Annotated in this window: 22 protein-coding genes and 2 pseudogenes; 9 read left to right on the plus strand and 15 right to left on the minus strand. The window is 54.4% G+C overall.

What is annotated here, in order from left to right:
• Together P8H27_RS02075 and P8H27_RS02080 are read right to left on the minus strand one after the other, a co-directional pair.
• Positions 1-240: a hypothetical protein gene (locus P8H27_RS02075; RefSeq protein ID WP_374761315.1), complete on the minus strand. Its 240-nt coding sequence runs from the start codon at positions 238-240 to the stop codon at positions 1-3.
• 79 nt (positions 241-319) lie between these two features.
• Positions 320-862: pseudogene (locus tag P8H27_RS02080) on the minus strand (IS5 family transposase); the annotation flags it as partial.
• 160 nt (positions 863-1,022) lie between these two features.
• On the opposite strand from P8H27_RS02080, the gene P8H27_RS02085 reads away from it, so the two are divergent.
• Entirely contained in the window at positions 1,023-2,147 is a 1,125-nt protein-coding gene (locus P8H27_RS02085) for a hypothetical protein (RefSeq protein ID WP_289634963.1), read from the plus strand.
• Positions 2,148-3,041: 894 nt separating this feature from the next.
• Here the strand turns inward: P8H27_RS02085 and P8H27_RS02090 are convergent.
• From P8H27_RS02090 to P8H27_RS02110, 5 genes and pseudogenes are all read right to left on the minus strand, one after another.
• Positions 3,042-3,338: a hypothetical protein gene (locus P8H27_RS02090; RefSeq protein ID WP_289634964.1), complete on the minus strand. Its 297-nt coding sequence runs from the start codon at positions 3,336-3,338 to the stop codon at positions 3,042-3,044.
• 561 nt (positions 3,339-3,899) lie between these two features.
• Positions 3,900-5,083: pseudogene (locus P8H27_RS02095) on the minus strand (transposase); the annotation flags it as partial.
• Between the two features lie 524 nt (positions 5,084-5,607).
• Entirely contained in the window at positions 5,608-7,053 is a 1,446-nt protein-coding gene (locus P8H27_RS02100; RefSeq protein WP_289634965.1) for a relaxase/mobilization nuclease domain-containing protein, read from the minus strand.
• Between the two features lie 33 nt (positions 7,054-7,086).
• Entirely contained in the window at positions 7,087-7,449 is a 363-nt protein-coding gene (locus P8H27_RS02105; protein ID WP_289634966.1) for a hypothetical protein, read from the minus strand.
• Positions 7,450-8,272: 823 nt separating this feature from the next.
• Positions 8,273-9,016 carry a metallophosphoesterase gene (locus tag P8H27_RS02110; protein ID WP_289634967.1) on the minus strand — a complete coding sequence of 248 codons (744 nt, stop codon included), beginning with the start codon at positions 9,014-9,016 and terminating at the stop codon, positions 8,273-8,275.
• A 389-nt stretch (positions 9,017-9,405) separates the two neighbouring features.
• Here P8H27_RS02110 and P8H27_RS02115 point away from each other — a divergent pair, with 389 nt between their 5' ends.
• Together P8H27_RS02115 and P8H27_RS02120 are read left to right on the plus strand one after the other, a co-directional pair.
• Positions 9,406-9,903 (plus strand): hypothetical protein, encoded by a 498-nt coding sequence (locus P8H27_RS02115; RefSeq protein ID WP_289634968.1) that lies wholly within the window; start codon positions 9,406-9,408, stop codon positions 9,901-9,903.
• Positions 9,887-10,315, plus strand: coding sequence for a hypothetical protein (locus P8H27_RS02120; protein ID WP_289634969.1), 429 nt, complete (start codon positions 9,887-9,889; stop codon positions 10,313-10,315). Before P8H27_RS02115 ends, P8H27_RS02120 begins: the two co-directional genes overlap by 17 nt.
• A 45-nt stretch (positions 10,316-10,360) precedes the next feature.
• Here the strand turns inward: P8H27_RS02120 and P8H27_RS20585 are convergent, their stop codons facing one another.
• The 3 genes from P8H27_RS20585 to sstT all read right to left on the minus strand — a co-directional run bounded on the left by P8H27_RS20585 (position 10,361) and on the right by sstT (position 13,703).
• Positions 10,361-10,543 (minus strand): helix-turn-helix transcriptional regulator, encoded by a 183-nt coding sequence (locus tag P8H27_RS20585; RefSeq protein WP_374761316.1) that lies wholly within the window; start codon positions 10,541-10,543, stop codon positions 10,361-10,363.
• 81 nt (positions 10,544-10,624) lie between these two features.
• On the minus strand, positions 10,625-12,046 hold the full coding sequence (locus P8H27_RS02125; protein WP_289634970.1) for a hypothetical protein: 1,422 nt from the start codon (positions 12,044-12,046) through the stop codon (positions 10,625-10,627).
• A 412-nt stretch (positions 12,047-12,458) separates the two neighbouring features.
• Positions 12,459-13,703: a serine/threonine transporter SstT gene (sstT, locus tag P8H27_RS02130; protein ID WP_289634971.1), complete on the minus strand. Its 1,245-nt coding sequence runs from the start codon at positions 13,701-13,703 to the stop codon at positions 12,459-12,461.
• 310 nt (positions 13,704-14,013) lie between these two features.
• Between sstT and P8H27_RS02135 the strand changes: the two genes are divergently transcribed.
• On the plus strand, positions 14,014-14,661 hold the full coding sequence (locus tag P8H27_RS02135) for a YceH family protein (RefSeq protein WP_289634972.1): 648 nt from the start codon (positions 14,014-14,016) through the stop codon (positions 14,659-14,661).
• A gap of 80 nt (positions 14,662-14,741) precedes the next feature.
• On the opposite strand, the gene P8H27_RS02140 is transcribed toward P8H27_RS02135, so the two are convergent.
• Complete coding sequence (locus tag P8H27_RS02140) at positions 14,742-15,128, minus strand: phage infection protein (protein WP_289634973.1); 387 nt, start codon at positions 15,126-15,128, stop codon at positions 14,742-14,744.
• A 441-nt stretch (positions 15,129-15,569) separates the two neighbouring features.
• Between P8H27_RS02140 and P8H27_RS02145 the strand changes: the two genes are divergently transcribed.
• The 4 genes from P8H27_RS02145 (at position 15,570) to P8H27_RS02160 (ending at position 19,522) form a co-directional block, all read left to right on the plus strand.
• Positions 15,570-16,811 carry a glutamine synthetase family protein gene (locus P8H27_RS02145; protein ID WP_289635207.1) on the plus strand — a complete coding sequence of 414 codons (1,242 nt, stop codon included), beginning with the start codon at positions 15,570-15,572 and terminating at the stop codon, positions 16,809-16,811.
• A gap of 64 nt (positions 16,812-16,875) precedes the next feature.
• Entirely contained in the window at positions 16,876-18,219 is a 1,344-nt protein-coding gene (locus P8H27_RS02150) for an MFS transporter (protein ID WP_289634974.1), read from the plus strand.
• Positions 18,216-18,908, plus strand: coding sequence for a TIGR04283 family arsenosugar biosynthesis glycosyltransferase (locus P8H27_RS02155; protein ID WP_289634975.1), 693 nt, complete (start codon positions 18,216-18,218; stop codon positions 18,906-18,908). The genes P8H27_RS02150 and P8H27_RS02155 overlap by 4 nt, the downstream gene beginning before the upstream one ends.
• A complete protein-coding gene (locus tag P8H27_RS02160; protein WP_289634976.1) occupies positions 18,905-19,522 on the plus strand; it encodes a TIGR04282 family arsenosugar biosynthesis glycosyltransferase in 618 nt (205 codons plus the stop codon). The genes P8H27_RS02155 and P8H27_RS02160 overlap by 4 nt, the downstream gene beginning before the upstream one ends.
• A gap of 199 nt (positions 19,523-19,721) precedes the next feature.
• Here P8H27_RS02160 and P8H27_RS02165 read toward each other — a convergent pair whose 3' ends face one another.
• From P8H27_RS02165 to flgA, 4 genes are all read right to left on the minus strand, one after another.
• Positions 19,722-20,516, minus strand: a complete 795-nt coding sequence (locus P8H27_RS02165) for a flagellar brake protein (RefSeq protein WP_289634977.1) — start codon at positions 20,514-20,516, stop codon at positions 19,722-19,724.
• A 36-nt stretch (positions 20,517-20,552) separates the two neighbouring features.
• Positions 20,553-21,020, minus strand: a complete 468-nt coding sequence (locus tag P8H27_RS02170) for a flagella synthesis protein FlgN (protein WP_289634978.1) — start codon at positions 21,018-21,020, stop codon at positions 20,553-20,555.
• Between the two features lie 68 nt (positions 21,021-21,088).
• Positions 21,089-21,430: a flagellar biosynthesis anti-sigma factor FlgM gene (gene flgM, locus P8H27_RS02175; RefSeq protein ID WP_289634979.1), complete on the minus strand. Its 342-nt coding sequence runs from the start codon at positions 21,428-21,430 to the stop codon at positions 21,089-21,091.
• A 175-nt stretch (positions 21,431-21,605) separates the two neighbouring features.
• Positions 21,606-22,388, minus strand: a complete 783-nt coding sequence (flgA, locus tag P8H27_RS02180) for a flagellar basal body P-ring formation chaperone FlgA (protein WP_374761319.1) — start codon at positions 22,386-22,388, stop codon at positions 21,606-21,608.
• Between the two features lie 76 nt (positions 22,389-22,464).
• Here flgA and P8H27_RS02185 point away from each other — a divergent pair, with 76 nt between their 5' ends.
• Positions 22,465-23,406, plus strand: coding sequence for a chemotaxis protein CheV (locus P8H27_RS02185; RefSeq protein ID WP_289634980.1), 942 nt, complete (start codon positions 22,465-22,467; stop codon positions 23,404-23,406).
• Positions 23,407-23,589: the final 183 nt, after the last annotated feature.

Consider the following 23,589-nt stretch of genomic DNA (forward strand, 5'->3'; position numbering starts at 1 on the left):
TTAAAGAATCCCATAAATATCTTTTCGAAAAAATGTACGGATTCGCCGATATTTCTGTTCGCCGACCGCTCTATAAACGTAGGTGGGCCTGCCACCTTCGTCCTTGGGATAATAAGGATCGATCAAGGCAATCAAACCCATCCATGGCACAACCTTATTCATCTCGATCAGGAGCAACTCCTTTCGGGCCAGCTTGCGCTTGCCGGCGTACTCGGCGTCAGCGAAGGTCATCTGTTTCATCGTGAAACTCGGCGGGTGGAATCTGCGTATTTTGCTAAAATCAGGAATTTTTTTTCAGTGTGTCCTTAACATGTAGGGCTACGCCGGCATGGGCCTTCATTCCGAAGTAATACTGGTTGCCTTTCTTGGTCTGGTGCATCTCCGGGTCGCGCTTACCGTCCTTGTTCTTGGTCGAACTCGGCGCATTGATCAGCGTGGCATCGACGATGGTTCCTTGGCGCAGCGACAGACCTCGGTCGCCCAGAGAGCCATTGATCACAGCCAGGATGCCAGCAGCCAGTTCGTGTTTCTCCAGCAAGCGGCGGAAGTTGTGGATTGTGGTTTCGTCGGGAATGCGCTCCAGGCTCAGCCCCGCGAACTGCCGCAGGATAGTGGTCTTGTACGGAGCCTCTACCATCGTCGGATCGATGTAGCCGAACCAGTTCTGCATCAGATGAGCCCGCGGCATAGCCATCAGCGGGTAGGACGGACGACCGCCTTCACCCTTGGGGAAATGCGGCTCAATCAAGGAGATCAAGCCCTTCCACGGTACTACCCGCTCCATCTCGATCAGGAACAACTCTTTGCAGGTCTGCTTGCGCTTGCCGGCGTACCCGGAGTCGGCGAAGGTCATCTGCTTCATTGGAAAGCTCTGCGAGTGGAAACCGGCTATTTTGCCAAAATCAGGAAGTCTTCTTCAGAGATTCCTTAGCGACATGGGTAGTACTTCCTTTTAAATTTATACCTGGTTTCTAAGGTTTTTCATCTACCATCTGGTAGATGCTGTGATTGTTGGAGAGTTTATGCACCTCACCAAAGCAACAGAGTCAGAAATACTCACGATTGTGGAGCAGCTCTATGCTGGAATCCTGGATCAAGCAGCATTCGGGCCTGCACTAGGTAGAGTGGCCGGATTGCTGGGCGAATCACATGGCGCTTTGCTCCGCAGAGACCGCAATCATGGACCAGCGCCGCAGAATATAGCCGCCTTTTCCAATGACTTACCGCATTTCCACAATTGGCTTAGAGATTACGCTGCTCATTATCATCAGTTTGATCCAACCATAGCTTTTGCTGAAAGTAGTACTAAGAATTACATCTATCTAAGCTCACGCATGCTGACAAAATCCGAACAGGCTAGAAGCACCTATCTTCAAGAGTTTTGTCTGCCAAATGGTTTTTCACATTGGATGTCTCTCCGAATAGGAGACGGGCCGGTTCAGTACAGGCTGGCTATACAACAGACTCGTGGAGAAAGAGAGATTTCCGATGACTTGCTTGGCGCTCTCAAATTGGTAATGCCTCACCTAAATCAAGCGCTAAAATTACGTGATCAAAACGCAGAACTTCGTCAATTCGCTACAGTGAATCTAGGCTCACTTGATTTAGTGAAACAACCTGTTTGGATCATAGACCCTTCTGGTCGTATTCATTTTGCTAATCGGGCTTGCGACGAGGACTGGGTGCATAATCTAATGCGTGTCGATCAACAACGGCTGCGACCGAGAGAAATTGCTTTTCAAGGCAATTACATGCTACTTCTATCCGCTGCCTGCGGATTGATACCTTCCGCAGGCCTAATGCCTCTAAGTGACACTTTCAATCATCGCTATGCACTTCATGTATTGCCGTTACCACCCCACATGGTGACAGCCGAAAGCACTGAGTCGCCATTCGCCTTGGTTAAATTGCAAGGTGGACCTCTGCCTACTACAGGTATTCATCAGATATTAACTTTACTGTTCGGATTCACTACGGCGGAAAATCGTATAAGCCAAGCGCTTATGGAAGATTTGACACCTGAAGAAATGGCCGAACGATTCTCTGTGAAGGTCAGCACCGTGCGCATGCAAATCAAATCGATGTTGGGTAAAAGTTATTGTAGGCGTCAAGCGGAGTTGGTGCGACTAATCGCAAGTTTCTTATAGGGGTTTAACCAGGTGATCTAGATCAAATCGGTGTCAATATTTTATAGGGGCTAGATGTTAGCCAAGTCAATGATTAGTAGAGGTCGCTTTAGATCTAAGCGGTTTGCAGGCACAGCGGAAAAAGCAGAAAAATAAGTCTTGGCCTAATCCTCTGATGGTGCGTCCTTATCAACTAATATTTCCTTGCTATTTGATGAGCATTTTTTCTCACAAGAGCTATAAAGTGCCTGACACGCAAAATGACAACCAGCTGCGCCTTCCGCATCCATAGGGCATTCTGTATTGCACTCGCTCGACATTTCTACACATTGCCCACTGCAATCAGCGAACGCATTTACAGTAATTGAAGTCGCCAAAATTCCAGAGCAAAGTAATAACTGTAATTTACACATATTATCTCCATTAGCAATGGTTTTATCCAGAGCAGAATCGATTTGGCTTAAAGCGCCGACTGATCCGATTTTTGGTTTTTAATAAAAACTCTACTAGTAAAACTATCTATCACAAGCAGTTTAACAGCTAAGAACTCTTAAATGTCAGCAGTTCTTACAGTGCTACAGTAATAGCTGGTTGTCATGATATTAATCTTTATAGCATTCGATCCAAGTTAATAAAGAGCATTCATCCGATGATTTGTGCAGGTCAAGTAAGCCATATCTACTATGGTGTACTATTCTTAGTTTAAAAATTTATTAGGTTCTGTCGTCAACTTTAAATAAATCCATCCGATAAATGTAAAGGCAGTTCAAAGTACACAAGCTATAAGTGCAGGTTTGAGTTTGATGCTGTGCAGTGCAATTTAAGTATAGTGTTAATTTCTCATTAGCTCGCCTATTAAGACAGCAGAAAACAGTAATCTACGCAAAAAGTTCAACTTAAACTTTGAAGAATTGGTTAATTTTCAAAATTAATACTCCAGGTTGCACTGCATATGGCTCCTGTGCTAGTTTTTTCGCACATGCATCCTTCCACTTTTATGTTATATTTTTTAGAGTCAAGCTGCCCCATATAGTTTGAAGATTTTACTTCGTATTGCGCTTCGGACGCAGCCTTATTTTTAGCTGAAGAACAAGCATCCACTTTTGATGATCCCACTGATTGTTCTGACCCAGTAAATTCGCCCAGTGCTACAGCCGAGGTTGCGACTGCTGTTGCGGTTAGTGCCGCCACAAAGAAACATATTATTTTCATTTGAGTTCTCTCGATAATTTTAGTCTAGTTTGTTGTGGAAATTAATAAATTTAATAACGTAATTCGAGCTATACGATACCTATCTATGCATGTAAAACACAGAATGTATAAATTTGTCACGCACAGCCCTCTCAGCATAGTCACCAAAATAAGATGAAGATATATGTGTCCTTGCCTAATATTTACTCGGCTTTCTGAGAACTTGCATCTACCATTTGGTAGATGCTGTAAATTTATTGAGGAGTCGATATCTGGTCAAAACGGCAGACTCAATCATTGGGTGCTCATAGACTTTCTCCTATGCTCAAAGCATAGGCCGGGGATGTCTACCGGAGCGGGGGTAGTCCAGGTATCCAGACAGCCATGCTGGGCGCTTGAATTTCTCATTGTCCGCTTCTGGCCGATTCTGTTGAAAAAGTCGGTTTTTCAGCTCGTCTGAACTCAGCCACGATCACCACCGGAGAACCTACTCACCACGTTGCGTGGTTTCTCGGCCCTTCGATGACCTTTGCTGCTCTGTTATTGGGTTGATTTGAGGTTTTTTGCTTGGTGCGGACGCATCTACCCCATAACTGTCGGCCCTTGAGATGTGAGTTTTGCCAATCTCCGCAGGTTCTGTACCGCTGCCGCCAGCGTGAACTCATCAGTAGCGCCACTCATACCTCGTAGCCGCAAGTGATCCAATTTCAGGATGCGCTTGAGGTGGGCAAACAACATTTCGACCTCCTTACGTTAGTGGCGAGAACGCCGATACTCCGGCGTCGTTGCGATGTGCCGAGCTACGTCACGAGCGGCTTCATGGACGCTGCGAGCGATCTTACGAAACGAAGTGTTCGGGCAGCACCTTGCTTTCATCGGACACGCCGCGCAGTCCGTCTGCCTAGATCGGAAAATGATGGTGTTGGCTTTGGTGACATGCGAACGCAGGTTCTTGAAGGCTCGCCATTCGCTGCGCAGTACGTTGCCGGCTGGGCAGCGGTATTCCTCCGCCTCTTCATTCCAGTGAAAATCGTTGCTCGAGAAACTGTCGTTCTTGCGCGCGGTTTTGTCCCATACCGGCACATGCGGCTCGATATCTTTTTCCTCGACCATCCAAGCTAGCATCGGCGCGGTGCCATATGCGGTATCGCCGATGAGGCGTGCCGGCTTGATGTCGAACAGCTCTTCGACACGCTCGATCATTGTCCTGGTGCTCTCGACCTCGGCCGTTCGAATAGCAGGTGTGGGTTCCACATCCACGATTACGCCGTGCTCGGTATCGATCAGATAGTTCGTGGAATAGGCGAAGAACGCTGGGCCACCTGGAGCCGCTGTCCAGCGAGCTTGCGGATCAGTCAGCGATAGGCGCTTCGGAAGTGTTTCCGCCAGGGCCTCCTCATCAAGTGCCTCAAGGTACTCACGCACGGCACGAGTGCTCAGGGACGGATCGCTCCAGTTGACCTGTTCTTCACCCGGTACGCCGCGCTGCCGGCTCGCATCCGCTTTGATGATGCTGGCGTCCACAGCAAACCCTTCACCTTTGACAAGGCCTGCGTCCATGCAACAACGCAGTACTTCATTGAACAACCAGCGATACGCCAGGTTCAAATGGGCTCTTTGCACAATCGCCGCTCTGAGCGAATGCCGTAGCAATAGCCCACGATCAGCATGCGGATCATCAGTTCAGGATCGATCGACGGACGCCCTATCGGGCCATAGAAGTCGGTAAGGTAATGGCGCAGGTCGCTCAGATCGAGACACCGATCGTGCAGCAAGCTGGGTCCATCCAACGCGTGGAGACCGAAGATGATCGCTTCGCCTTTTGATTCGTTTGTAAGCTCACTCAAACCTACAGGGCTATACTCAGCAAGCGAGGGAGGCAAAGCGTTCATGGCTCAACTAAATTCCCATAACAAAGGTTACTAACTCTCTTATGCGGGACGATCTAATCACCAAACAATGATATATGAAATTACAAATGAACGAATATTGAATGGCTCGGAGTGTCATGTTAAAATACAAATGGAGAGAAGGAGTTCGGTCAACACAATTCATGTTTCTGACTGCTGGGAATAGTTCAGCGACCGAGCTTCTCTTCAACCTGTTTACGGGAGCAACACCTGCATGGATGCTATAAAGGGAACAGTCTCTTTGCTCTGTTCCATTGCTTGTTTTGGATGCAAACTTTTGCTCGAATACACTTGAGCGCATGAGCCCCTACATGCTTGAGTTATCGCTGCATTGGCTGCATTGGCTGCATTGGCTGCATTGGCTGCATTGGCTTTATTTTTTATGACAATGACAATGCCAGTTCTAGTTTTGGCTCTACTGCATTAGACAGAACAGAATACAAGTAAGACATTTGCTTCTCTACTTGAGTGTCAATTGCGTCTTCCATCGCAGAGCGCTGCTCGAACAAAGTGTCTGCATCTAGAATGACTGGTACATTTAGCCGACAGGCAGTATCTGTAACTCCGTTCTCTGAATCAGCCATTTCGACTTTCAGAAGCATGTCGTAGAACAAGTCATTCAGCGCATTTCTCATCATTTTCATGATTAAAGACATTAGCTTAGCTACACGTTCAGCCTCAATCTCAGCCTCTACTTCAGCTTTAGATTTCTTTCGAAGATTCACATTAACTCTCGCATTGAAGCCTAGGTACGTGCCGGAATGATCAACATATTTACCGTACATCCTTCCTTTATTCTTTATGTATGATGCTATGCGATTGTTATTGTCCGGAATCTTTACGTATACGCGCATTAACGCACTGTGATCGCCTGTTGATGCATAAACCTTGGGTGCGGATGGCGCTTTCTTAACGAGAGTGTAAGCGCCTGGAGATAGTCCCAGGGGGCCGTTATCACGAGATGGGTTATAGTCAATTCCTTCTTTCAAGATCAGTTGATCGAAGGTGAATCTGGTGCCTTTTAATTTTGATCCACTGATCCATTTTCCATCTGGTCTATTTAGTTTAAATGCTATGCCCTGAATCAAATTTGGATCTCTTTTATCTGTCACAATCTTTATGCTCACGCCCTTTTCATCTAAGCGAACAACCAAATCAGAGAACGTTTTAGGGATGCCTTGTTTCCACACGTCACTCATAATTCCTCTTATAATTTTTGCTTGGTCTTTACCATTTCTGAAAATGTCTCCATTTTTCGCGAAGCACTGGTCGGGATTTGCAACTACTTGGAGATTGAATTTTTTCTCAAGCTCACGGCAGGCTAGCCACCCCTTCTCATATGAGTTGCTGTCCTTAACGATTGAGAATTGTGGTGGTCTTGGTCGACCATCAGGAGAGATGTCGCTATGCTTCATCTGAGCGCGACAAGCAACAATGTGTACGTGTACGTTGTCAGTGTCGTAATGAACTGTAGCGAACCATTTGGACCCCTTGCCGTAGCCCATAACACTCATGTAGTGCCTTGCTGACTCCAGAAGATCTTTTCTGGGCAAGTTCTCTCCTGTCGCAAGTGAAAGAACAAAGTGAGCGCATAGGTCTTTTGAAGGGCCTTTATATTTTGCTGCATGGGCATCAAGCTCTGCGATCAATTCTGACGTATCTACATCAATGCCATTTTCTGTTCTTATGAACGGGTCTCCAGCAACAATGTTGCCACCGAGGAACCCAACAAATGGCCTCTTGCCAATATCATTTTCAAGCGCTGCGCAGACATAATCTACGCGAGTGACAAATCCCACTGAATTTTCTAGTTGCTCATTAACCATTTTTTGTTGCTCCTTTTATTGTTTTTATTGTTTTTATTGGGTTAGAAAACTTTCTACATTTTGTATTTTTATGCGCAAGCCAACAGACGCCTCATAAACATCTTCTGGCACGTTATATTCATCAACGTATTGTTCAAGTACAGAACACGCAAATGCTATATCGCCCAGGTATGCAGAGGCCGCTTGAATCATCGGATTGTTAGCAGTGCTAATTCGGCCTTTGTTGCAGAATTCAAGAGACTTTTCTCGAATAAGGCCTGAAATTGTTGGATATCCAAGTTCCTCAGCAATGCTCTTTATTAAAAGAAACTCATCATGTGTCAGATATACTTTGAACGCCTTTGATTGCCTTATTTCTTTCCTTGGGGCTCCGCCCTTTCCCTTTACTCTTTCCATTTTTCACACCGTTTATTTTTATTATTATTTGGCTTTTGTCATTGACATCTTTATTCGCGCAGAACCCAGAGGGTTTGAGCAGAAGCCGTCGAAAACACCGTGGGCCGAGGTACGAAGGGATACACGGGGTTGTGAGACATAGCTTGCAAAGAATTTCTTCTTATATAATGATTATATCAATAGTTAATAGGGTATTTTGCTAATTGTATTAAATTTGATTAATATTTTTAGTCACACGTGTTGTTGTGTTGCCTAGCACAGAGTTTTTGGTGAAGGTATGTGCTAATTAACATGCTGAATGTTAAATCATGTTATCAGTAACAAGTGTTTCTGTGTTGTGTGTAACGCAGAACATGCCATCATCGACCAGTATGTAATCTGGAACATGGTGAGTGTGATTGGCGTGTAATCTAGAACATGCTGCTCATGAAATTTATGTGATCTAGAACATATATGTCATGTGCTGTATAGTTAAACCCTCTACGCTGAATCTAGCCAGTGGTACTATTCTTGGAGGTTTGAGTGATAAAGGAAGATCGAGAAGCAGGAAGCTGAGGTGAGTCTTACGAAGGCTGGCAGCAATATTCTGATGCTTTTCAGCAAGCATGCAGGGATGCTGGCGTGAAACCTTTGGGAGTGAAACCCTCACATGGCTATCTGAGAATAGATATCGGAGGGGCTCCATGGCACCTGGTTGTGCTTGCAGATGCGGTAGAGCGGGCAACGGATGGTATTTGTCAGTTCTGCGGATCTACGAATGCAGTAGAGCGCGTAGAAAAGGACTGGATCTGGAAGCTTTGTGGTGCGTGCGATGAGAAGCGTTCTACGGCTCAATAATTAAGTCTGGTTCGAACCCAGTAGTTTCGCCTGGGTAGCCGCGCTGGTTGGATATTACCCGGGTGCCATTTGCATCATAGTCAGCAGAAATATGCGTGTGACCATGAATCCACAAATCAACCAAATCTCCTGTTACGAGATCCTTCCAGTCGTTTGCAAAGGCAGCCTCCAGGTGTGAGCGCGCATGAGGACTGTGTTCAAGTGATTGCATAACAGGTGCATGATGAGTGATTACAACGGTTTTTCCGCAAAACTCTTCATTGATCTTTGAGCGCAACCAAGATTTTGCATTTGCACATATCTTAATTAAATCTGCTGGACGAATATTTCTATAATTATCGGAGAATATTAAGTTGAAGTCATTCAGCATCTGCTGAGCGAACAGCGCGGCAAGTGCTGAATCTCCAGTAGATGCAAAGTCGGTCCATGCTGTTGCCCCGAGAAACCGCACATCGCCTAAAACTAACTCACCCATGTCCAGCACTTTAACTTTGTCGCTGTTGAGTTTTTTCATGTCATCCAGCATGTGTTCTAAATGATGTCGATAGAACTCGTGGTTTCCAGGCACATAAATAACAGGGCAATTAAACACCTTGTCAGCCCACTCGATCCCTTTTAGCCCTATATCTATATCCCCTGCAAGGATCACTACATCCGCTTCGCTCGCGGCAGGGCTGGGCACGTACTCATCGAACTCATTATGCAAATCAGAAAGAATATGTAGTTTCATGGCAATTACCTCAGTGTTTCGTTTATTCTTCAGAAAAGTAGCAACAGACACCGGAAGAGCATCAGCATGCATATCACAGCCCAGGCTGTCCAATTTTTCAAAATCGTTACGCCCCTAGGGCGTAAGGCATTCCGCTCAATATGATGCCGACAATCACGACTTAATCCAGTAATCATCAGGATTTCAGGAACAAACCCATTACACTTGCCGTCATGTGTACGGGATTTGTTCTAAAGGCCACCAAATCACCCCAACTGGTCGAATTAGCCGAAGGCTGAAAAAATATTTGAGTTACATGCTGAGTCGTGTTATCTGAGGCGTTTTTAGTACTATAATAAAGCTATGCAGTAAATAGTTATTGCCAATAAAAATAATAAGAAGAGGCATATATGGATAATCAAGATAAAGGCTGGGTGTGGATTAGAGAGATCGCGACCGCTGTTTCATTCTATCGAGTCAAATACGGTGAAAAGAGAGAGCGAGTTATTACTGTTCCGTACGATCAGGTCATAAGCAGTCAGCACGAGATCCGCAAGCATTTCACCAGCGTTGCTAATACGAACAAGCTGATTAAGTATTTTTCAACATTTGAGTATCGTCACAAAAACAGATTTGTTGAGAAAAAGAAATATCTAAACCAAGAGCAGATTTCAGCAGCAATGCAAGCAATTGAAGAATCTCTTGCTGAGTTAGTAAAAGCAGACCCGAAATGCGCAAAGCTAGAGAACCAGCAACTGGCATACGAAATCTGGAGGGCCTGGACTCCTATCCGCCAGCTCATCAGCAACGCTAGCGGCTGGAAAATCAAAGAATCTGACTCCCAGAAAGCCCTTGGCTGGGGAACTGCCGGAAAGAAAGAGGACGATCAGGATGAAACAACCACCTAAACCACCGCTTTTCGGCAGCGTCACAGGCAAGCTTACCGAAGACTGCGACACTCTCGGCCAAGCCGAGGGCGATCCTGGGTCCGAGTTGGCAACAACAAAGGAAGGGGAGGGCCAGCGCTGCCAAGTTTGCGACTTCCCAGATATCGCGGGGCACGTCCATGGCGAGGTCGAGGGCGAGCGGTACAGCTTGATGATCTGCCAAGGCTGCTTGCAGCATGCTGTGTTGTGTTTGCGCGACAGCTACAGGCAGTGTCGGCTATTCGATGATGATTTCGAAATTGCTGAGCTGTGCGGGTTTGGAAAAGTGTCGCCAGCTTTGAAAGGGGAGGCTGCTGAATGGGAGCAGATGAAGCCCGTGGGGCGAGAGTTCGGAGCTGATAGCGATGACACTGAAATGAAAAAAGGCACCTGAGTAGGTGCCTTTTCATAATAGGCTGATCATTCGATCCTCCTGCCTTCATAGAGTGCTCATGAACGCCTTTAGTCGGCTTTCTGACATCCCAACTGTCTTATAGCTAAGACGCGTCATGGCTGGTAGCGACCCACGCTTCTCCATTCTCTCGACAGTCTTTTTCGAGACTCCCAGGATTTTTGCTACATCGTCCATTCTCAAAAAACGATCAGAAATTACTGCATTCATTTTGCCCCCTATGGCCTGATTAATTTGTAGTATAATAACAAAAAATCGATCAGTCAATAGGGGGCGTGTCAAGTTCTAATTTTACGCCCCTCGACTGCGCATTTCGTGCAGATTTGCCAGCTTAATTTCTTCGCGAATTTTTCCCATGCGCAGTTCGTCCAGGTACTCGCCCCAGGCCGTTAGGGTCTCAAATTTCTCTTTGTAGTAGAGATTCCGATCATAGTGCTTTGCCTGAACGCCGGATTTTCGGCCGTGCGACAGGATGTGCGCCCGGATCTCTTCGGTTACACCCATTCCGGCAAGGACTGATTCGCAGGCTACTCGGACATTCTTCCAGCTGAAATCTCTGGTTAGCCCGTCTGCGTGAAGCTTTGCCCCTGCTTCGCTATAGAACTTCCCGGCGTAGTCGCTGCGAACCAGATTTTTGGACAAGGCAAACGGCCCTTTGTCACTCGTGCGAACCACCAGCAGTGGCTGGAGAATCTCTAGAACCCTGGGCGTGAGCGGAAGGAAATGAGGGTACGGCTTGCTGCCACGCTTGCCTTTTTTATCAAAAAGCAGGATTCCGTCTTCATACATATGCCCCCACTCCAGCGACATCAGCATTTTGAGCCTCTGCCCGCCGAGGTATATTGGTGCCAGCGCTAGTGCTCTGTTACGCTCGGGAAGGTGATCGAGATGCCTCAGAAGCGCGCCGATCTCGTGCTGATTAAGCGTCTCTGTCGAGCCTTCGTACACGTCATCCATTTTCCCCACTGCTGCTGCGACGTTGATCGTGATTCCAAATCTCTTTGGTGCAACTGTCTGTCGTTTACGGTTGCGAGAGAATCGGCTCGATATTCCGGATTCAAAGGCCGCACGTAGATACGTGTGAAGCGTGTTTTCTGTCGAAGCCATTGATGTAACAGGTGCTTTTGTTGATCTGTTTCTGCCCCTGTTCCTGGGCTTTGACGCTCGCACATTGTCCAAAATGCTGTTGATGTCTTCGTCAGTAATGTATCTAGCTGGCTTCGCAACAAGCTCAGGAAAGGGCTCAATGACATGCATTTCGAACATTCTGGCGATTTGTCCCGCTTTGACCCTGCCCCTCGCTAGCAGGTCTGCTGAGTAGTGATCCAATAGGTCTTTGAATGTACCCAGCTGAGATACTGCTTCAGCAGTCTTGGCTTCTGCTATGCGCTTGGACTCTGCTGCCGACGCTTGGCTGGCTAGGTACTCTTTGGGATTGCCATGATCCTTTAGGATTTTTGCTAGCTTGCCAGCCTCGGTGCGGATGTCAGATAGCTTCATGCCTGGTGGTGTTGATGAGTAGTGACCTATTTTCAGCTGTCCGGGCTTTTTGTTCAGATTCCAGCGGTAGTAAGCGCTTATGACTGAGCCAGTTTTTTTGAATAAGATGCTGCCATTCCCTCTGCCAGCCAGGCTATATGTCAGCGTCCCGCCATCTTTCAGGCCGCGCAGCTGCTGATCGTTGACTCGCTTGTCTTGCGTATTCCCAGCCATTTCGCCACCTATGTAGTCACTACTGGTTACTACTTTAGCAACTACTTCTCGTGTCGTTCAACGTCTTTCATTGTCTCTGACTGTCGTTCATTTCATTAAAAACTACTTATAAAACAACGGTATTACGGGCGTTTCACGGGGTTTTGTCTTCCATTGTCTATAACTGTCCTTAATGAGTATCCCCCTCCTAAGGGCTAGATGCTGGTTCGACTCCAGCAGGGGACGCCATACCAAAAAGGCTTACGCGATGCGTAAGCCTTTTTTCGTTGCGCGTTACCAGCCCAGCGAGTAGGCGCGGCGGCTCTGTCGTGTCTAGGCCTGCATGGCCTGGCAGCCGCTGTAGGGGGGGCTGCCCCTGCAAAAAAGGCTTACCCGATGGGTAAGCCTTTGCGTTGCTGCTCTGGGCTGGGGATCAGCGGGCGGGCTCGGTCAGCGGGGCCGCTAGCCGATCTTCGGCCAGGCAGGCCGCGGCGGTGAACAGCACGTCGGTGGAGGAGTTCAACGCGGTTTCCGCCGAGTCCTGGACGATGCCGATGATGAAGCCGACGGCCACCACCTGCATGGCCACCTCGTTGGGAATGCCGAACAGGCTGCAGGCCAGCGGGATCAGCAGCAGCGAACCGCCGGCCACCCCGGAGGCGCCGCAGGCGCTGACCGAGGCCAGCAGGCTGAGCAGCAGGGCGCTGGGCAGATCCACGGCGATACCCAGGGTGTGCACGGCCGCCAGGGTCAGCACGCTGATGGTGATTGCCGCGCCGGCCATGTTGATGGTGGCGCCCAGCGGGATGGACACCGAATAGGTTTCCTCGTGCAGGCCCAGGCGCTGGCACAGCTGCAGGTTGACCGGGATGTTGGCCGCCGAACTGCGGGTGAAGAAGGCGGTCAGGCCGCTCTCGCGCAGGCAGGTCAGTACCAGCGGGTAGGGGTTGCGGCGAATCTTGCAGAAGACGATCAGCGGGTTGACCACCAGGGCGACCAGCAGCATGCAGCCGACCAGCACCAGCAGCAGGTGCAGGTAGTCGAGCAGGGCGCCGATGCCCGATTCGGCCAGGGTGGCGGCGACCAGGCCGAAGATCCCCAGCGGCGCCAGGCGGATCACCAGCTTGACGATAGCGGTCACGCCGGCGGACAGGTCGGCCAGCATCTGCTTGCTGCCCGGGGCCGCATGGCGCAGGGCCAGTCCCAGGCCGACGGCCCAGGCCAGGATGCCGATGAAGTTGCCCTTGAGCAGGGCGTTGACCGGGTTGTCGACCAAGTTCAGCAGCAGGGTCTTGAGCACCTCGTCGATCCCGCCGGGAGGCGCAAGCTCGGCGCCGTTGCTGACCAGGGTCAGGCTGGAGGGGAAGGCGAAGCTGGCGAGTACCGCGATCAGCGCGGCACTGAAGGTGCCCAGCAGATAGAGCCGCAGGATCGGCCGGATATGGGTTTGCTGGCCGCGCTGGTGGTTGGCGATGGAGGCGGCGACCAGGACGAATACCAGCACCGGTGCCACGGCCTTGAGGGCCGATACGAATACCGTACCGAGGAAGCTGATGGACAGGGCGGTCTGGGGCAAGAACAGGGCCAGGACAATCCCGGCGATCAGGCCGATCAGGATCTGCACCACCAGGCTGGTGCGGTTGAGCAGATGGACGAGCGGGTGTGGGGTAGCGGTCATGGGCGGTATCTCAAAGAGTCCAGGGCTCGCCTCGAACACTTCGCCAGGAACCAGAAACGGCGCTGAAGGCCTTGCTCTGGTTGGGCTGGCGGATGCAGGCACGGGGCGGCGTCGAGCGAATTGGCAGAGCTTGGCGTGGCGCCAGAGTCCAAGCGGGAAAAAACAGCGCGGGACTCTAGCACAACGCGTCGCTGGCCGGGCGTGGCGGGTTCCGCCAGCCGCCAGATGGCCCGCTTTGCCCGTGAGGCATGTCAAGTCGCCGTCAGTCAGGCTAGGCTAGCGACAGGTTCGAGTCGGAGAGCAAGCTGCCATGTCCAATGAAATTCTTAGCGCCTTCAGCGAGGCGCCCTTGAGCGCCGTCGAGGCCCGTACCCTCGGTTGCCTGATCGAGAAGCAGGCGACCACGCCTGAGGTGTATCCGCTGACCCTGAATGCCCTGGTACTGGCCTGCAACCAGAAGACCAGCCGCGAGCCGCTGATGAACCTCAACCCGGGCCAGGTCGGCCAAGGTTTGCGCAGCCTCGAGGGGCGCGGTCTGGCGCGGCTGGTGATGGGCAGCCGCGCCGATCGCTGGGAGCAGCGTGCCGACAAGGCCCTGGAGCTGGTCGCAGCCCAGGTCGTGCTGGTCGGTCTGTTGCTGTTGCGCGGCCCGCAGACGGTCAACGAGTTGCTTACCCGCAGCAGCCGCATGCACGAGTTCGAGGAGGCCGAGCAGGTGCAGCACCACCTGGAGCGCTTGATCAGTCGCGGCCTGGCTTGCCTGCTGCCACGTCAGGCCGGCCAGCGCGAGGATCGCTATATGCACCTGTTGGGGGAGCCGGCCGATCTGCAGGCCCTGCTCGAAGCGCGTGCGGGCGAAACCGAGCGTGCGCCGGTCGCCGCGCAGCAGGAGAGCCGTCTGGACGCCCTGGAGGCACGCATCGCCGAGCTGGAGGCGCGGCTGGCGCGCTTGGAATAAAGTGCTGCGCTGATCGTTGCAACGCAAAAAGGCGCCAGAGTTGGCGCCTTTCTATAGTGGTGTGGGGGGCAAGCATCCCATCAACCGATGCGGCCAGCACCGGTGCGCTCGGCACCCCCCTCGGCAACCCGGAAACGCTCCTGCAGGCGTTCGGCTCCGCCCTCGGCGACACGGTTGCCAGGGGTGCGTTCGGCTCCGCCTTCGGCGACGCGGTTGAGGCCAGTGCGCTCGGCACCGCCTTCGGCAACCCGGAAGCGCTCCTGCAGGCGTTCGGCTCCGCCCTCGGCGACGCGGTTGCCAGGGGTGCGTTCGGCGCCGCCTTCGGCGACCCGATTGAGGCCGGTGCGCTCGGCGCCGTCTGCGGCAATGTTGCGCTCTTGCAGGCGTTGTTGCGCGTCTTGCGGCAGGGCGAAGGCGCTAACGGACAGGCTGGCCAGGATCAGGCTGGCGAGAATTTGCTTTTTCATCTTGGGGCTCCTCGTGGGGGCGGTAAGTGAGTACGGAGCCCATCCTACTCAGAATAATTAGATGAAAAAGTGGATGTCGGGCATGGTAATAATCGATGCCGTTGATAGTGGGGGTTAGGCGCTCTAGAGCGGTGCTTTATGTTTGGCATGGGTGGCTGGATCAGGGGCTTCACGGGCCGTGGTCGTGCGATTAATTAAATCGAATTATTAGATGGTTTCCAGAGAGGCAGCACCGCGGCACAAGCCTCAAGCTTTGCTTGAAATCATCGGCGGCTGATGCGTATTTTGTCCGCATCGGCAGCCTCGCCGCCTCACTGCGTCACTCAAGGATAAGAACAGATGAACACCGCTAGCCGCACTGCCCTGGAAGAATTGCTGCGCGGGGTCGCTGAAGTCGAATGCGTGACGCCGGATCTGAACGGCGTGCCGCGCGGCAAGGTGATGACCGCTGAGGGCTTCCTCGAAGGCCGCCGCTTGCAGCTGGCCCGTGGCGTGCTGTTGCAATGCATCATGGGCGGCTACCCGCCGCCACGCTTCTATGGCAGCGATGATGGCGACCTGGCGCTGAATGCCGCGCCGAGCCAGATCCACCGCCTGCCCTGGAGCGACAGCCCGCGCGCCCTGGCGATTTGCGATGCCGACGAGCTGGACGGGCGCGGCTCGAGCCTGTCCACCCGCGCACTGCTCAAGCGGGTGCTGGCGCGTTATGCCGAACATGGCCTGCAGCCGGTGGTGGCGACCGAGCTGGAGTTCTTCGTGTTCGCGCCGAACCCCGACCCGCAGCAGCCGTTCCGGCCGCCGCTAGGCCTGGACGGCCGCCACGAGGAGGGCGGCAGCGCCTTTAGCGTCAGTTCGAATAACGGTCTGCGGCCGTTCTTCGCCGAGGTGTATCGGTGCATGGCGGCCCTGGGCCTGCCGCGCGACACCTTTATGCATGAGATGGGCGTCAGTCAGTTCGAGATCAATCTGCTGCATGGCGATCCCCTCCTGTTGGCCGACCAGACCTTCCTGTTCAAGCACCTGCTCAAGGAGGTCGCGCTCAAGCACGGGCTCACGGTGGTGTGCATGGCCAAGCCGCTGGCGCACACCCCGGGCAGCTCCATGCATATTCATCAGAGCCTGGTCGAGCAGGGTAGCGGCAGTAATATCTTCAGTGCTGCGGACGGCCAGGCGACCCCGGCCTTCTATCACTTCATCGGCGGTCAGCAGGCCGCGTTGGCGGATTTGACCCTGCTGTTCGCTCCGCACGTGAACTCCTACCAGCGCCTCTGTCACCCCTTCGCCTCGCCCAATAATGCCTGTTGGTCGGAAGATAACCGCGCGGCGGGGCTGCGTATTCCGGCCAGTTCGCCGCTGGCGCGACGGGTGGAGAATCGCCTGCCGGGCGCCGATGCCAATCCCTATCTGGCGATCGCTGCTAGTCTGGCGGCAGGGTTGTATGGCCTCGAGCGGCAACTGCAGCCGAGTGCGCCGCTGCAGGGCGAGTTCGAGGTGCCAAAAGAATTGACCTTGCCATGTACCATGCATGCCGCCTTGGAGCGTCTGAAGCACAGCTCGCTGGCAGTAGAACTGTTCGGCAGCGAGTTCATCGAAGGTTACATTGCGACCAAGACCATGGAGCTGGCCAGTTTCTTCGACGAGATTACCCCCTGGGAGCGCCGCGTTCTGGCGACCCAGGCTTAAAGCCTAAGCGACCGAGCCGGCTAAGCTGGCTCGCCGCACTCGATCATGGAGTCGCAGGAGACCGATGCGCGTTATCTGGAAGTCTTTTCGTTCGTTGTATTTTGCCACCTTGCTGATGTTGCTCGGTTCGGGGCTCTTGAGTACCTACCTGGGCTTGCGCCTGGCGGAGACTGCGGACGGGCTGTGGGTCGGTGCCTTGATGGCGGCCAACTACCTGGGCCTGGTCATGGGCGGCAAGAAAGGCCACCGGCTGATCGCCCGGGTCGGTCATATCCGTGCCTACGTCGCCTGCGCCGGGGTGACCACCGCGGCGGTGCTCGTCCACGGGCTGACCGATTGGCTGCCGATCTGGCTGGTGCTGCGCTTCGTGGTCGGCTTGGGCATGATGTGCCAATACATGGTGATCGAGAGCTGGCTGAATGAGCAGGCCGCTACCAGCCAGCGCGGCCTGGTGTTCTCCGGTTACATGGCGGCCTCCTATCTGGGGTTGATCCTCGGCCAGTTGGTGCTGGTGGTGCACCCGAATCTGGGGCTGGAGTTGCTGATGTTGGTGGCGCTGTGTTTTGCCTTGTGCCTGGTGCCGCTGGCCCTGACTCGGCGATTGCACCCGGCGCCCTTGCACCCGGCGCCGCTGGAACTGCGCTTTTTCCTCAAGCGCGTGCCCCTGTCGCTGACCACCATTGCCGTGGCCGGCTTGCTGATCGGTTCCTTCTATGGCCTGGCGCCGCTGTACGTCACTCGTCTGGGCTTGCCTACCGAACAGGTCGGTTTGTTCATGGGCAGCTGCATTCTGGCCGGCCTGCTGGTGCAGTGGCCGCTGGGTTGGCTGTCCGACCGTCATGATCGGGCCCTGTTGATCCGCGGCTGCGCCGCCTTGCTGGCGTTGGCGGCGTTGCCGCTGGCGCTGCAACCCGAGGTGCCGTTGCCCTTGTTGTTTGCCGTAGGCTTCGTCGTGAGCCTGTTGCTGTTCAGCCTCTATCCGTTGGCGGTGGCATTCGCCAACGACCACGTCGAGGGCGAGATGCGCGTCTCGCTGACCGCCATGCTGTTGGTCACCTTCGGCGTCGGCGCCAGCTTAGGTCCGCTGGTGGCGGGCGTGCTGATGCGTTTCCTGGGGGCCAATATGCTCTATGCCTTCTTCAGCGCCTGTGCCTTGATTCTGGTCTGGCGCGTGCGCCCGGACAATGTCACCCACCGGCATCAGGTCGAGGATGCGCCCCTGCATCACATCCCCATGCCCGACAGCACGGCCAGTTCGCCACTGACCGCGGCGCTCGATCCGCGAGTCGACGAGCAGGTCGTGCAGGAGCAGATGCACGATGCGGTCGCCGAGACTGAGGTTGAGGCTGAGGTGCAGATGGCGGGCGAAACGGGCGAGCCGCCCGCCGAGCAGGCCCCGCGTTCTTGAACCCTTCGCTCAGTGTCATTATTCCGTCGCGCAACGAGGCCCTCGCCTTGCCGGCGTTGCTGGAGGATCTGGCGCTGTTGCGCCAGGCCGGCGCCGAGCTGATCGTCGTCGACGGCGGCAGCAGCGACGCCACCTGTGCGCTGGCGCTGGGGCGCGTCGATCGGCTGATTGAGAGTGCTGCCGGGCGCGCGCGGCAAATGAATGCAGGGGCGGCCGTTGCCCGGGGCGACTACCTGTGGTTCGTGCATGCCGATACCCGGGTCAGTGCCGCGTCCATCCAGAATCTGCTTGCTGGGTTGTCCGGGCGGCCGATATGGGGGCGTTTCGATGTGTGTTTGTCGGGTCGTGGCCTGGCTTTGCGCCTGATAGGTACGATGATCAATCTGCGCTCGCGGCTGACCGGTGTGGCGACGGGCGATCAGGGGATCTTTGTCGCCCGCGAGTCGTTTGAAGCGCTGGGTGGTTACGCGGACATCCCGTTGATGGAGGATATCGAACTCAGTGGACGCCTGAAAAAGTGCGCGCGCCCGCGTTGCTTGCGTCCTCCGCTGACAACTTCAAGCAGACGCTGGGAGCGCGACGGTATTTGGCGTACCGTGTTGTTTATGTGGCGTTTGCGGCTGGCCTACTATTGTGGCGCCAGCCCGGATCAGTTGGCGCGACAGTATCATCGAGGGCCTCCGCTATGAGCCTGTCTATTTCTTTGCACCTGCTGGCACGTGCGCCTGTGCCTGGACGGGTGAAAACCCGGCTGATTCCTGTGCTGGGCGAAGAGGGCGCGTGTGACCTGCAGCGGTTATTACTCGAGCGGGCCTTGCAGCTTCCGGCGCAAGGGTTCAGTCAGCGGTTCTTGTGGCTGGATGACAGTCCGGATGCGCAGCTGCAGGCACTCGCCGAGCAATTGAACTGGACGCTGGTTGAGCAGCCCGCCGGCGACCTGGGGGAGCGCATGCGCTGCATAGCGACCTTGGGGCTGGCGGAAAGCGATGCCGTGGTGTTGATCGGCAACGATTGCCCGGCGTTGGATGGCGAATACCTCAGCGGTGCCTGCGCGGCGTTGCACGGACAGCCCGTTGTGTTGGGGCCGGCCGAGGACGGCGGTTATGTCTTGCTCGGCTTGCGCCGCGTCGATCCCATGCTGTTTCACGCCATGCCCTGGGGAACCGATCAGGTTCTTAACATGACCTGCGAGCGCCTGCAGCGGCTGGATTGGAGCCATCAGCTGTTGCCGGCACTGTGGGATGTCGATCGCCCGGAAGACCTGCCGCGCCTGGCGACGCTGGGTATCCGGGTCGATGTTTGAGCCGTCTCTGGCGGATGGCTGGTCGGTCCGCCAATTGGCGCTGGTCTTGAGCCCTCAAGCGACACCCTGTTTTGTCGCTTGGGGCGGGCCGCGCCGCGCAGAATCGAACTCCGCCAAGCCCGGCGGGGCGATGTTGTTGGGCTTCGTTTCTTCGCGTTCGGTTTTTCCGCAGCAGGACGGTGTTAAACCCGACAGCCTGCTAGAACAAGCCGTCGCTGTCGAAGCGCCGTGCCTCGCGCTGCAGTTGGTAGACGAAACGCTCGACCTGGCGTTGTTCCAGGCCGCTCATGCGGTGGAAACGCACGCCGGCAAAGGTCGTGTCGAGTTTTTCTTCATACTGCACATGGCGCAGTTCCACTGCGGTGGTCATCGCGCCGAAGGGCAATTGAGCGGTGAAGTGCTCATAAACCTGGCCAGAGTGCAGGCTACTGGCGACATTGCCCGGCAAGCGCAACTTGCAGCCTGTGGCGGAAATGTCCAGCAGCTGTCCCGATAGGGGGCTGCACAGCTTGGCGCCGACCAGCTCGATCTTGACCTGTTCGGTTTGCTTGAGCTGCGCCCTGTAGGCATTGCGGCGCTGGTGGTAGTGCACAGCCTCAGGCATCGAGCTGAAGTAACAGCGCGCCCCCTGGTATTCGTCTATCTGTACCGGCTGCAGGCACTCCCAAGCCACGCGTACACCTTCATGGAAGGCCTCGACGCGAAAGGGTTCGCCGTTGTGCAGAAAGCGCTCGCCATCGTTGGGGATCATCTCGTCGAGGATCAGGCGGTTCTTATCGCGATCGACTTCGATCAGGTAGCTCTGAAAACGTTGGCTGCGTTCGTGGAAGGTGATAATCAGCGGGTCATGGTGGTGTTGCAGTTGACGTAGATTGGCCACGATTTCCACGGGGGCTTTGAGAACCTTCGGTGGTTGCGGGCCATCATCCTCGATAAAGGGATTGGACACGGTCCAGAACTCTCCAGGCAGATGCGATGCCACTAGGGCTGGCATTATGCCAGTAATTTCCCTGTGTCTTGTTATAAGCGTTCAGGCCTGACTGAGCGGGCGCTGCTGGCCGATTCTAGCGGTACTGCCGCGGCTGTCATAGAGGCTGGGGGTTTCGCCGCCGCGGAGAATGCCGAGCATGTTGCTGGTCGAGGCCTGGCTGGAGCGAATCAAGCGACCGTTGCGCAAATTGGCAGTTTGGCAGCGCTCCAGCAGCCTGTGCAGCTGGTCGCTGCGCTCGAGCAGTTCAGCGCCTTGGCTGGAGCGTTCGGCCAGGGCTTGCAAGCCCGAGTGGTCGGCGCTCAGTTGCAGGCTGAGCAGCAGTTGGCTACGCGCCTGACCGTGTTGGTCGAGTTGCGCCAGCAGCGGTTGCTTGTTTTCCAGAATGCCTTGCAAGCGAGCCAGGTCGCGCTCGCCGAGGGCCTGGAATTCGTCATCGATCAGTGCGAGCAGTTGCTCGGCGCTGCCGATATCGTCGGTGAAAAGCTCAAGCAGGGTTGTCTCGTGCATCGCAGGCTCTCAGATGTTTGCAGGCCGTAGCAGCGCTCCTGCGCTGTGGCTAACATCCCGGCGCTGCTCTAGCGCTGGGATTCGAAGTCGAGCAGTTTGTTGGCAACGCGCTGGCTGTCGACTTGGTAACTGCCGTCCAGGATCGCTTGTTTGAGCTGGGCAACGCGCTCTTTATTGACGCTTGGCTGTTCCGCCAGTTTTTCGCTGATTTTTTGCAGCTGTTGCGCTTCGCGGCTGAACTGCACCGACTCACCGCTTTTGCTGGCGTCTGCCTGCTGGGCCGGAGTCGCTGCTGGGCTGGTCGGTTTGTCGCTGATGGCTTGATTCTGGCCACCAGGCTGAGCACCGCCTACACGCCCTGAGTTGGCAGGGGTGGTGGCATTGTTTAGCCGGTTGAAGTCGATGACCATGATGCAAAACCTCGAACAGTATTTGGACGCTTGCCTGGTTTCTCGGCCGTGTCCGGGAAAACTTTAGCGAAATAAAACGTGTTTCAAGCAACAGTTTAAACCCAGTGGGGAAAATCGTCAGCCAGGCCGTTCGACAGGCGTCGGCCTGAACGTCGGAATCAGGCGAGAATCGTGCCTACATGGCCACTTCAACCTGGCCTGCGCCTATTACCCGAGCTCTGACGATTCGCTTCGAGCGTTGGTTGCGCACGTTAATCTGTTTGCCGATGACCCCGTCCGACAGGGCTTCGCCTGGCATGCGCACGCTCATGTTGCCGCTGCGTGCGCTGATCACCACCTGATCGCCTTTACGGATGGCCTCGGCTTGCTCGACATGCGTCGGCGCCACTACCTGATCCGGCTGCAGCGGGCGCGTCAATTTTTTGCCGAGCGCCTGCTTGAGGGTGGTCAGGTAGCCTTGATTGAGCAGGCCGACATCGCGTTCCATCAGGCTGACATCCATTTCGCCGAGCACCGCTTCGCGTTTGAGCGGGCGGATGGCGGTGACCACCTCACGGTACAGCCTGACCTGTCCGGGAACGAAAACCGTCCAGGGCGAGCTGCCGTCACAGCGCACCCGCAGGGTGACACGTCCAATCGGCTGGGCAGGACTTTCCAGGGTGGTCGTCAACGCCTTGTCGCACAGCGGTAGGCGTAAGCGTGGATCGAGACGGTTGATTTCAATTTCATACCGCCCCTGAATTTCACTGCGTTGCAGGTAGTCGGTTACCGCCAGCTCAAGAAAACTGTGGGAGGCGCCGATAAGCTGTTCAGGCAAGGTTACCGCCGCCGGTGTCACTGGGCTGTAGCCGAGCGCGAGCAAAGCAGGTAAAACTGCCAGCCAGTGACGGCCTTTTGCCGGTAGGTCTCGGTACCTGCAACGGTAAAAGTGTCGAAAAGTTGTCGTTTCTGCGTTCATGCAGAGTGAAAAGCAAGGTGCGTGCCGCCTGCTACGCAAAGCACGATGTGCGCTACTCAAACAGAGGAGTTTGGGCATGGCCGGTGTAATGGATTCGGTTAACCAACGTACTCAGTTGGTTGGACAGAATCGTTTGGAACTGCTGCTGTTCCGTCTTGACGGCGGGCAGCTATATGGCATCAACGTATTCAAGGTGAAGGAGGTGCTGCAATGCCCCAAACTCACCATCATGCCCAGATCCAGCCCGGTCGTACGGGGGGTCGCGAGCATTCGCGGTGGCACTATTCCCATCCTCGACCTGTCCATGGCGACCGGGCGGCCACCGTTGCAGGATCTGAAAAACAGCTTCGTCATCATTACCGAATACAACACCAAGGTTCAGGGCTTCCTGGTGCATTCGGTCGAGCGCATCGTCAACATGAACTGGGAGGAGATCCATCCACCACCCAAGGGCGCCGGGCGTGACCACTACCTGACTGCGGTGACCCGTCTGGACAAGGAATTAGTGGAAATCCTCGATGTGGAAAAAATCCTCGCCGAGGTGGCGCCGACTTCCGAGGTGATTTCTGCCGGTGTCATCGATGCCGAAACCCAGGGCAAGGCGCTCAGCAAGCATGTATTGATCGTCGATGACTCATCGGTGGCCCGCAAACAGGTGATGCGCTGCCTGCAAACCGTGGGGGTCGAGGTCACGGCACTCAACGATGGTCGCCAGGCGTTGGATTATCTGCGCAACATGGCAGACGAGGGCAGGCGTCCCGATCAGGAACTGCTGATGCTGATTTCCGACATCGAGATGCCGGAAATGGACGGTTATACCCTGACGGCGGAGATTCGCGGCGACGCGCGCATGCAGAAATTGCACATCCTCCTGCATACTTCGCTGTCCGGGGTGTTCAATCAGGCCATGGTGAAGAAGGTCGGCGCCAATGATTTTCTCCCCAAGTTTCGTCCTGATGACCTGGCAGCGCGGGTGGCTGCTCGCATCAATGAGGTCGATCAGGCCGAGGCCGGGTGAGCTGGCGTGGCGTTGTGCAACAAAAACCCAAGGCTCTGCCACTTACCTGGCGGGGTCTGTTTTACCAACCGTAAATGAGAGTTGTTGAACCCGTGTGTAATCCCCTCCCTCCGAATGCTGCAGTATTGATTCGGGGCGATAGGGCGGCGGGTGCATCTTTCCGCGCGATACTTTTATTGGCGA

The organism is Pseudomonas sp. sp1636, assembly GCF_030376615.1.
Classification (GTDB): domain Bacteria; phylum Pseudomonadota; class Gammaproteobacteria; order Pseudomonadales; family Pseudomonadaceae; genus Aquipseudomonas.